Raw genomic sequence first — 9680 nt, 5'->3', positions numbered from 1 at the left:
GTCCAGGTCCTTCCGTCGGCGTTGGCCCTGAGATTGCTCAGCGTGCCATTGCCCACTGCGAGGTCTTCGAGCTCAAATCCAGTGACTCTCTCGCTAAACGCGATCGTGACCTCGGCCGTTTCTCCTGCTGCCAGTCGGTTGTCGCTGAGCGTGATCGTTGCCGTGGGCACCGTGTTATCTATGCTGTAGCTCAGGCCCGGCACGGTTACCGTGTCAACGCCTGCGTTGCCCGCAATATCGCTCACCCCTGCAAGGTTCACCGTGATGCCGTTGCTCGCGGCTGTTCCTGTGCCTGCGGCTATCGTGATCTCCCAGGTGTCGCTGCTGCCGTCTGCGCTGGGGTTCACTGCGCTTACCGCGCTCACGCTGCCGCCGCCTGTGGCCAGGGTCACGTCGTCCGTGCCAAATTCCTTGACCACTTCGCTGAATTTGATCCTGACGCTGGTCGTTGGCTGCACGGGCCCAAGCGCCGTGTGGCTGATCGTGTGGCCGCTGGCGGCCAGCTGCGGCGTCACGCGGTCCAGGGTGTACACGGCGCTTCTGGCGAAAGGCCAGAGTGCGTTGCCCACCAAGTCACACACGGCGCCGTAGTTGGTCCCCATCCAGATGTGGAAGTCGGTCCCTTGCTCTCCGGTGGCAGTCGGGGTCAGTGTGGCAGTCCAGGTCAGGCCGTCGGCACTGGTTCTGAGATTGCTCAGACTGCCGTCGTCCGCCAAGATTTGGGAGAGGTTAAAGCCGGTGACTCTTTCGCTGAATTGGACAGTGACCTCTGCTGTTTCTCCGGCCGCGAGCCGGTAGTCGCTGAGTGTGATGGTGGCGGTGGGCGGTATGTTGTCGACGTCGTAGCGGATGCCGGGGACGGTCGCCGTCCTCACGCCCGCGTTGCCCGCGACATCGATCACACCACGGAGGTTCACCCTGACGCTGTCGTCGTTCTTCGCAGCAACGCCTCTCGCCGGGGCCTGTATCGTGACCCGCCAGGTGTCGCTGCGGCCGCCGGCGCCGGGGTTCACGGCGGTCACTTCGCTCACGCTGCCGCCGCCTGGCTCCAGGATCACGTCTTCCGTGCCAAAGCCCTTGACCGCTTCGCTGAATTGGATGGTGGTGATCGCTGGCTGGCCGGGACCGATGAGGGTATGGTCGATCGTGTGGCCGGTGGCGGCCAGTTCGGGCGGTGTGGTGTCTGGTGTCTCGTTGCGCACCGGCGAATTCGTGAAGCTGGCCGCGTCGTTGCCGGCAGCGTCCTGCGTGGCGCTGGTGTCGTCGCCGGTCGTGGGGTCGGCGTAGGAGACGCTGACCGTATCACCATGCGCCACGGCGCTGCTCAGCGTCAGCGTCACGGTCTTGGCCGCTGTGTTCACGGTGACGGTGGTGACGGCGTTGGCGTTGGCGTTGGCGTTGGCGTTGGCGTTGGCGTTGGCGTTGGCGTTGGTGCGCACCGTGAAGGCATTCGGAGCCGCCTTGTTGATCGCGTCCAGCGTGGTCACTTCGGTGTAGGTCAGCACCAGTTGGCGACCATTGACCATGGCGCTCGCGAGCGCGGGCCGCACGGTGTCGACGCTGTAGTTGCTGCTGCTGACGATGCCGTCCAATGCACCCGGTGCGTCTGCGGGGGCCTCGCCCGAGTTGCCCGCCAAGTCGGTCACCTGGAACATTTCCAGGGTGATTTCATTGTCGCGCGCCGTGGTGTTGGCTGCCGGGATCAGGGTGAAAGTCCAGGTCCGGCCGTCGGTGCTGCGGGTCGGTGCGCTGAGCGTGCCATGGGACGCACTCACGGCGTTTTCCACGCCTTCCACGGCTTCGGTGAAGGTGATGCGGACAGTGGCTGTCTCCCCCTGTCTGAGGGTGGTGTCGGCAGTGTCGGAGTAGATGATCGTGATGCCGTCCGGGGCCAGTTGGGGCAACGTGGTATCGATGCTGTAGACGGCCTGGATGCTGCTCGTTGGTTCCGCGGCCGTATTGCCTGCAAGGTCCTGTACACCCACGAGATTTCTCACGCGGATGATGTTGTTATGCGCCGTGGCCACGTCATTCGGTGTCAGGTCGGCGAGCCAGATGGGCTTGTCGATCTGGCGCCGCAGGTTCGTCAGCCTGCCGTTCTCCACGGCAACGTTGCCCGCAGTGAGGCCGAACACTTCTTCGCTGAAGATGAACTTGACGGTGGTCATTTCGCCCCGTCTGAGGGTGTTGCGTTCGATCAAGATGTTCATCAACCGGGGCGCGTCGGTGTCTGGTGTCTCGTTCTCCACGTCCCGTGCCGTGAAACTGGCCGCTTCGTTGCCCGAAGCGTCCTGCGTGGCGTTGACGTCGTCGCCGGCCGTGGGGTCGGTATAGGCGACAGTGACACTATCGCCATGCACCACGGCCGCGGTCAGCGTCAGCTTGACGGTCCCAGCTATTGCGTCCACGGTGACGGCGGTGACGGCGTTGGCGCTGCCATTGACGCGCACCATGAAGGCGCTCGGCTCCGCTTTGTGGGTCGCGTCCAGCGGGAACGTATCGGTGTAGCGCAGCACCAACTCGCTTGCGTTGACCTCGGCGCTCTCCAGCACGGGCGCCGTGGTATTGCGTGTCACGTTTCCCACTGTCCGTGCCGTGAGACTGGTCGCGTCGTTGCCCACAATGTCCTGCGTGGCATTGGCGTCGTTGCCGGCCGTGGGGTCGGTGTAGGCAACAGTGACACGATCGCCATACGCCACGGCCGTGGTCAGCGTCAGCTTGACGGTCCTGGCCATTGCGTCCACGGTGACGGAGTGACGGCGTTGGCGCTGCCATTGACGTGCACCGTGAAGGCATCGGGAGCCGCTTTGTTGCGCGCGTCCAGCAGGGACGTGTCGGTGTAGCGCAGCACCAACTGGATTCCGTTGACCGTAGCGCTCTCGAACACGGGCGCCACGGTGTCTCGTGTCTCGTTTTCCACGACCTGGGCCATCAAGCTGGCCGCGTCGTTGCCCGCAACGTCCTGCGTGGCGTTGACGTCGTTCCTGCCCGTGGGGTCGGTGTAGGTGACACTGACCCTGTCGCCATGCGCCACGGCTCTGGTCAGCGTCAACGTGACGGTCTTGGCCACCGCGTCCACGGTGACGGTGGTGACGGCGTTGGCGCTGCCATTGGCGCGCACTGTGAAGGCATTCGGAGCCGCTATGTTGTACGCATCCAGCGGGGACGTGTCGGTGTAGCGCAGCACCAACCGGGTTCCGTTGACCGTGGCGCTCTCGAGCACGGGCGCCATGGTGTCTGGTGTCTCGTTTGTCACGCCGTGGGGCGTCAAGCTGCCCACGTCGTTGCCCGCAATGTCTTGCGTGGCGCTGACGTCGTCGTCGTCCGTGGGGTCGGTGTAGGAGACACTGACCACGTCACCATGCGCCACGGCTCTGGCCAGCGTCAACAGGACGGTCTTGGCCGTTGCGTCCACGGTGACGGTGGTGACGATGTTGGCGCTGCCATTGACGCGCACCGTGAAGGCATTCGGGTCCGCTTTGTTGCGCTCGTCCAACGGGGACGTATCGGTGTAGCTCAGCACCAACTGGTCGCCGTGGACCGTGGCGCTCGCGAACACAGGCGCCGCGATGTCTGTGGTCCTGTTTTCCACTGGCCGTGCCGTGAAACTGACCGCGTCGTTGCCCGCAGCGTCCTGCGTGGCGTTGGCGTCGTTGTTCGCCGTGGGGTCGGTGTAGGTGACGGCGACCACATCGCCATACACCGCAGCCGTGGCCAACGTCAAGGTGACGGTCTTGGCCGTTGCGTCCACGGTGACGGCGGTGACGGCGTTGGCGTTGCCATTGACGCGCACCGTGAAGGCATTCGGGTCCGCTTTGTTCCCCGCGTCCAGCGTCGACGTGTCGGTGTAGCTCAGTACCAATTGGTTGCCGTTGACCGTGGCGCTCGCGAGCACGGGTACCGCGGTGTCTGGTGTTTCGTTTTCCACGGGCCGTGCCGTGAAACTGGCCGCGTCGTTGCCCACGGCGTCCTGCGTGGCGTTGATGTCGTCGCCGGTTGCGGGATTGTTGGAGACAGGTGTCGTGGGGTCGGTGTAGGCGACAGTTACCACATCACCGTGTGCCACGGCTCTGGACAGTGTCAGCGTGACGGTCTTGGCCACGGCGTTCACGGTCACGGTGGTGACGAGCGTCGCAGCGTTCCCGATGAGCACCGAGAAGGCACCGGGTGGCGCCTTGTTCGTCGCGTCCAGCGTGCTTGCTTCGGTGTAGTAGAGCACCAACTGCTCACCGCTGACCGTGGCGCGCTCGAACACGGGTCGCACGGAGTCGACTATGTAACTGGGGTTGGTGAAGTCGTTGGCGAGTGCAGCGGTTTGTCCTGCCTCATTCCTCACACCGATGAGGTTGCGTACGATGATGGTGTTGCCGTCAGCGGTGACGCCGCTTGACGGGCGCAGGCGGCCTATCCAGATCCGGGAGTCATCGGGAATCCGCATCAGGCTGGTGATGTAGCCATTGGGCACGATCAGGTTGCGCAAGGAGAAGCCGTCCACCGCTTCGCTGAAGGTGAAGGTAATGACAGGCCGGCTGCCGATTTTCAGCACGGTATTGTCGATCTCAATGCTGAGCAATCGGGGCGCCGTGGCGTCTGGTGCCATGTTGTTGCTCACCGACCAGGCCGAGAAACTCCCCGCATCGTTGCCCTGCTGGTCCTGCGTGGCGTTGGCGTCGTCATTCGCCGAGGGGTCGGTGTAGGAGACGCTGACCGTCGCGCCATATTCCACGGCACGGGTCAGCGTCAGCGTGACGGTCTTGGCCACGGCGTCCACGGTGACGGCGGTGACGGCGTTGGCGGCGCCATCGACGTTCACCTCAAAATTTGCGCCGACCGCTGTGTGGGCCGCGTCCAGCGGGTTGGCTGCGGTGTAGTTGAGCACCAACTGGTTGCCGTTGACCGCGGCGCTGCTCAGCATGGGCCCCGTGCCGGCTGGTGTGTCGTTTCGCACCGGCTGGGCCGTGAAACTGGCCGCGTCGTTGCCGACAGCGTCCTGCGTGGCTCTGCTGTCGTCGCCGGTCGTGGGGTCGGCATAGGAGACGGTTACCGTATCGCCATGCCCCACCGGGCGGGCCAGCGTCAGCGTGACGGTCTTGGCCACGGCGTTCACGGTGACGATGATGACCGCGTTGGCGGTATTCCCAACGAGCACCGTGAATGCGTCGGGGGTCGCCTTTTGGTTTGTTTCCAAACCGAACGAGCTGGCTTCGGTATAGCTGAGCACCAACCGGTTTCTATTCACCGTGGCGCCGTTCAGCACCGGCCTCTCGGTGTCGATGATGTAGTTTTCGCTGCTGAAATCTCTGGCGAGCGTGGCGTTGTTCCCGGCAGCGTCTCGTACGCCGTCGAGATTGACCACGCTGATGGCGTTCGTCTCAGCGACGATGTTGGCCGTCGGGGTCAGTCGGGCGTTCCAGATCTGGCCGCCACCACGGGAACGCAAATCGCTGAGCGTGCCATTGGGCACGGTCAGGTGCGCTACGGTGAGGCCGGTCACCGGTTCGCTGAACTGGAGTTCGACATCGAAAACCTCGCCGATCGCCGCAGCGGGGTGCATGATCAAGAGGCCGTTCCTGATGCGCAGCAACTGGGGCGGCGTGGTATCTGCCTGGGTGTCGCGGCTCACCGGACTGGTATGGGTGTCGTTGTTCATGGTGCTTTTGTTTGTTCGGTAAGGACCTCTGGATTCCGCTTTGGCGCCGCATGCCAGCCAGGGATGGGGCGCCCGCGGCGTGCCGTTGCCCCATGACCCAGTGCGCGCAGCGATGCCTGGGGATTGGTGTCGTTCGACCCGTCAGGGGCGGTCGGCCGCGTCGGACGACTTCCCGACACGGGGGCTGCGCCGCAGCGGATGCGGCGTGCCGGGTCAGCCAAGCGATTCGCCGATTGCAAGGGGAGCCACCGGTACGTCAAGCTGTTTGTCAGACATCTGCTTTCAACTCATACAGTTGTAGATACAAATAGGATGTAGCATATTTTTCCCTGTCACCCTGTACAAAATAGTCAACTTGCCAAGGTTTTTGCTTGCTCTCACCGCCTAGTCATTGAGCAGGTGCCAGGCCCGGGACACCGGGGACCATGAGTTGGTGTGAAAACGCGGGGCGTATCGCTCCTCGGAAGACTCCGAGCGTCGCCTTGGCGCGACAGGCCACCGGCGGGCGGGCGGCTGGCCCTTATCGGCCCGGCGCGTGGCGGACTGTGGGGGCGGTCCCTGGCATGGCCAAGCGACGCTCCAACCTGTCGTGGCGCTGAGCTTCAGAAGCCGGGGCGCATGCAGGCGTAGCGCGGTGAGCAGGGATTTTTGCGAGGGCGCTGGCCCCGGCGCGCAGGAATACTTGCGGGACGCAAGCGGTGGTGGACGATCCCGCACCCGCGCCGCCCCTATCGAGGGGGCTCGGGTTGTGCTTGCACAGGCTGGGTCCGTCAGCGCCCGGCGTGTCCGGTCAGGCTGCTACGGCAAGAGGTTGGGCAACCAGCCGCACGCCGAGCGCGGTGCAAACACGGTTGATGGTCTCGAACCGCGGCTCGCTTTCATGCCGCAAAGCCCTGTACAGAGCTTCTCGCGTGATGCCTGCGGCCTTGGCGATTTCCGTCATGCCGCGAGCGCGGGCGATATCGCCGAGCGCGGCGGCCAGCAGGCCGGTATCGTTTGCTTCAAGAATGTCGGTCAGGTATGCCGCCATGGCTTCCTCGCTGTGCAGATATTCACTGGCGTCGAACACGGGCAGTTTGTCCACGTCGATGATGCGCTGCTTCTTGCTCATTGCCGTTTCTCCTGTAATTTCTTCAGCATCGCGGCCAGTTCCTTGGCACGCTTGATATCGGCCTTTTGCGAGCCCTTGGAACCACCGGCCAGCAGCACGATAAGCTGCTCGCCGCGCTGCGTGAAGTACACCCGCCAGCCTGCGCCGATGTGTATGCGCAGTTCCGACACGCCATCGCCAACCGGCTGCACATCGCCCGGCAGGCCACGCTCCAACCGCCTAAGCCGCGCCACGATCACACCGTGGACCTGCGCGTCAGCCAGGCCGTTCAGCCATTGGGCAAATTCGGGCAGCGGTTTGAGCGTAAACACGACCAATTTGTAACCGAACGACTACGCTTTGTCAAGCGCAATCGAAGCGCGATGCATTAGCGCTCGCCGCGCTCCTGACGATGCGGAGCATGGCCAGATCGAGCGGATGCAGCCGTGGCGTGGACGGCATCGGCAGCGCGCGACTCCAGCATGCATGGCGCCACGCCAACCGACGGCGCGCTTCTGTATTGCATCAACGTGGCCGAGGCCAAGCCGGGGGTGTCCCGTTCGACCATCTACCGCCCGGTCAAGGAAAGCCCGCTTGATCTGGCGCAGATCGACAAGCGTTCCTGCGGCATCACGGCCGACAGCACCCACACTATGATTGCGCGGAACAAGGCCCCCGCCAACACCATGGTGCTGGCACATCCACGCAGCAAGTACCTGAAATCAAAAAGAAAACGCTTGAACCATGAAGATTGCCACCTGGAACGTGAACTCCCTGACGGTGCGCCTGCCCCAGGTGCTGGCTTGGTTGGCCGCGCACCCGGTGGACGCGCTGTGCCTGCAGGAGCTCAAGCTCAGCGACGACAAGTTTCCGCACGCCGCGCTGAAGGAGGCGGGCTACGAGGCGGCCGCGTTCGGGCAAAGGACCTACAACGGCGTCGCGATCCTGAGCCGCCACCCGTTGCGCGAGGTGGTGCGCAACATCCCGGCCTTTGGCGACGAGCAGGCGCGCACCATCACGGCCACGCTGGACCTGCCCACGGGGCCGCTGCGCCTGCTGAATGCTTACTTCGTCAACGGGCAGGCGCCTGGCTCGGAAAAATTTGCCTACAAGCTGCGCTGGTTGCAGGCGCTGCAGGACATGGTGCGCGCCGAACTGGCGGCGCACCCGCGGCTGGTGCTCGCGGGCGACTTCAACGTGGCGCCGCAGGACCGCGACTCCTTCGACCCCGAGGGCCTGCGCGAGACCATTCACCACACCAGCGAAGAGCGCGCGCATTTCCAGGCCCTGCTGGCGCTGGGGCTGACGGACGCCTTCCGCATGTTCGAGCAGCCCGAGAACAGCTACTCGTGGTGGGACTACCGCATGCTGGGTTTCCAGAAGAACCGGGGCTTGCGCATCGACCATATCCTGGTGAGCGATGCGCTGCGCAGCAGCGTGAGCGCCTGCGTGGTGGACCGCGCCCCGCGCAAGAACCCGCAGCCCAGCGACCACGCGCCGGTGCTGCTCAGCCTGCACTGAGAACTGCGGTTTTCAGATTCCGCCCGACAGGGCCTGCGCGGGCCGCCTGCCTCAGGTGATCAAGACTTTCAGTCCCAGGCCGATCAGCACGGTGGCGATCACCAGGCGTGCCGCGACGACCATGGATCTGCTCGTGCCCATGCGCCTGCGGTAGCGATCGAAGCCGACGATGAGCAGCGCATACCAGCCGAACGCGAAGGAGGCGTGAATCGTCACCAGCAGCAGGGACTTCGCGTATACCGACTCGTTCGGATCGATGTACTGGGGAAAGATGGCGAGATAGAACAGCCCGACCTTGGGGTTGAGGGCATTCGTCATGAAGCCCTCGAACAAGGCTCCCTTGGTGGAGTGCGTCGCTGCCGCGGTGGGTGCCGCCGCACTCTCCCTGCCCGCCGCGCGCCATGCCATGCGCAGGTTCATCGCGCCCAGGTAGATCAGGTAGGCGGCACCGAGCGCTTTCACGGCGGTGAATAGCGCGGGTGCCTGCCTGAGCACCAGCGTCAGGCCGATGACCGAGCACAGGGCGTGGAAGTAGAACGCTGCCGCGATGCCGAAGAGGTTGCCGAAACCACCCCGCCAACCCCGCGCCGCGACCGACTGAAGAATGACCGCGAGGTTCGGCCCGGGCGTGAGGACCATCATGGCCACCACGGCCAGGTAGGTCAGGATCGAGGCTTGTTCCATTTTTTTCGTGATGCGCGCCGGGCCGGCGCCGATGAGCAGGTCGCCGAACCACCGCGCGTCCGCCGGCTCACTCCCCCTGGGCCTGGGCGCTCAGCACCTGCCGGAGTTCCCCGGACTCGTACATCTCCAGCATGATGTCCGACCCCCCGATGAACTCCCCCTTCACGTAGAGCTGCGGAATGGTGGGCCAGTGGCTGTATTCCTTGATGCCCTGGCGGATCGCGTCGTCTTCGAGCACGTTCACCGTGGTCAGGCCCTTGGGGTCCACGCCGCAGGCCTTGAGGATCTGGATGGCGCGGCCCGAAAAGCCGCACAGGGGGAAGCTGGCGTTGCCCTTCATGAACAGCAGGATTTCGCTGGATTTCACGAGGCTGTCTATGCGTTGCTGGGTGTCGTTCATGGGGAATTCTCCTGGAATGGGGTCTGGGCGGCCGGGGCAGCCGCGCTGCCCGGGACGGGTGCGGTGGATTATTTCACTGTCTGGCCCGCAGGCCACTGCCCGCCGGTGCAGCGGGCGATGCCGGCGAGGTCGTTGCGGCTTTGCACCAGGGAAAAGCCCCGGGCCGTGAGCAGGGCGCGCACGGCGGCGGCCTGGTCGTAGCCGTGCTCGAGCAGCAGCCAGCCTCCGGCTGCGAGATGCCCGGGGGCCTGGGCCACGATGGCGCGGATGTCGTGCAGGCCGTCCGCGCCGCTGACCAGGGCCTGCAGGGGTTCGTGCTGCAGGGCCGCGAGGTG

6 protein-coding genes and 2 pseudogenes are annotated in these 9680 nt (G+C 64.7%); 1 reads left to right on the top strand and 7 read right to left on the bottom strand.

Going from position 1 to position 9680, the window contains the following annotated elements; translation table 11 throughout:
- From VTU_RS35150 to VTU_RS0120810, 4 genes and pseudogenes are all read right to left on the bottom strand, one after another.
- The coding region (locus VTU_RS35150) for an Ig-like domain-containing protein (RefSeq protein WP_236610821.1) at positions 1–602 on the bottom strand (602 nt) is incomplete at its 3' end.
- A gap of 15 nt (positions 603–617) precedes the next feature.
- Positions 618–5554: pseudogene (locus VTU_RS35145) on the bottom strand (Ig-like domain-containing protein); the annotation flags it as partial.
- Positions 5555–6440: 886 nt separating this feature from the next.
- Positions 6441–6761, bottom strand: coding sequence for an addiction module antidote protein (locus tag VTU_RS0120815; protein ID WP_010108245.1), 321 nt, complete (start codon positions 6759–6761; stop codon positions 6441–6443).
- Positions 6758–7072 carry a type II toxin-antitoxin system RelE/ParE family toxin gene (locus VTU_RS0120810; RefSeq protein WP_029554625.1) on the bottom strand — a complete coding sequence of 105 codons (315 nt, stop codon included), beginning with the start codon at positions 7070–7072 and terminating at the stop codon, positions 6758–6760. The genes VTU_RS0120815 and VTU_RS0120810 overlap by 4 nt, the downstream gene beginning before the upstream one ends.
- Positions 7073–7484: 412 nt before the next feature.
- Between VTU_RS0120810 and VTU_RS0120800 the strand changes: the two genes are divergently transcribed.
- The gene (locus VTU_RS0120800; protein ID WP_010108243.1) at positions 7485–8261 is read left to right on the top strand and encodes an exodeoxyribonuclease III; all 777 of its coding nucleotides are present in this window, start codon (positions 7485–7487) and stop codon (positions 8259–8261) included.
- A gap of 51 nt (positions 8262–8312) precedes the next feature.
- Here VTU_RS0120800 and VTU_RS0120795 read toward each other — a convergent pair whose 3' ends face one another.
- The 3 genes and pseudogenes from VTU_RS0120795 to VTU_RS29045 all read right to left on the bottom strand — a co-directional run.
- Positions 8313–8945 (bottom strand): LysE family translocator, encoded by a 633-nt coding sequence (locus VTU_RS0120795; RefSeq protein ID WP_010108242.1) that lies wholly within the window; start codon positions 8943–8945, stop codon positions 8313–8315.
- A gap of 67 nt (positions 8946–9012) precedes the next feature.
- Entirely contained in the window at positions 9013–9345 is a 333-nt protein-coding gene (gene grxD, locus VTU_RS0120790) for a Grx4 family monothiol glutaredoxin (RefSeq protein ID WP_010108241.1), read from the bottom strand.
- 68 nt (positions 9346–9413) lie between these two features.
- Positions 9414–9680 (bottom strand): annotated as a pseudogene (locus VTU_RS29045) (peptide chain release factor N(5)-glutamine methyltransferase); the annotation flags it as partial.

This window comes from Verminephrobacter aporrectodeae subsp. tuberculatae At4, assembly GCF_000193225.1.
GTDB lineage: Bacteria > Pseudomonadota > Gammaproteobacteria > Burkholderiales > Burkholderiaceae_C > Acidovorax > Acidovorax aporrectodeae.
Note: the sequence above shows the minus strand (reverse complement) of the source record. Positions and strands in the feature narration are given on the sequence as shown.

What these genes read in the sequence shown, in the direction of transcription:
- VTU_RS0120815 (WP_010108245.1), bottom strand. Translation starts at nt 6,761, where the DNA reads ATGAGCAAGAAGCAGCGCATCATCGACGTGGACAAACTGCCCGTGTTC.
- VTU_RS0120800 (WP_010108243.1), top strand. Translation starts at nt 7,485, where the DNA reads ATGAAGATTGCCACCTGGAACGTGAACTCCCTGACGGTGCGCCTGCCC.
- VTU_RS0120795 (WP_010108242.1), bottom strand. Translation starts at nt 8,945, where the DNA reads ATGGAACAAGCCTCGATCCTGACCTACCTGGCCGTGGTGGCCATGATG.
- grxD (WP_010108241.1), bottom strand. Translation starts at nt 9,345, where the DNA reads ATGAACGACACCCAGCAACGCATAGACAGCCTCGTGAAATCCAGCGAA.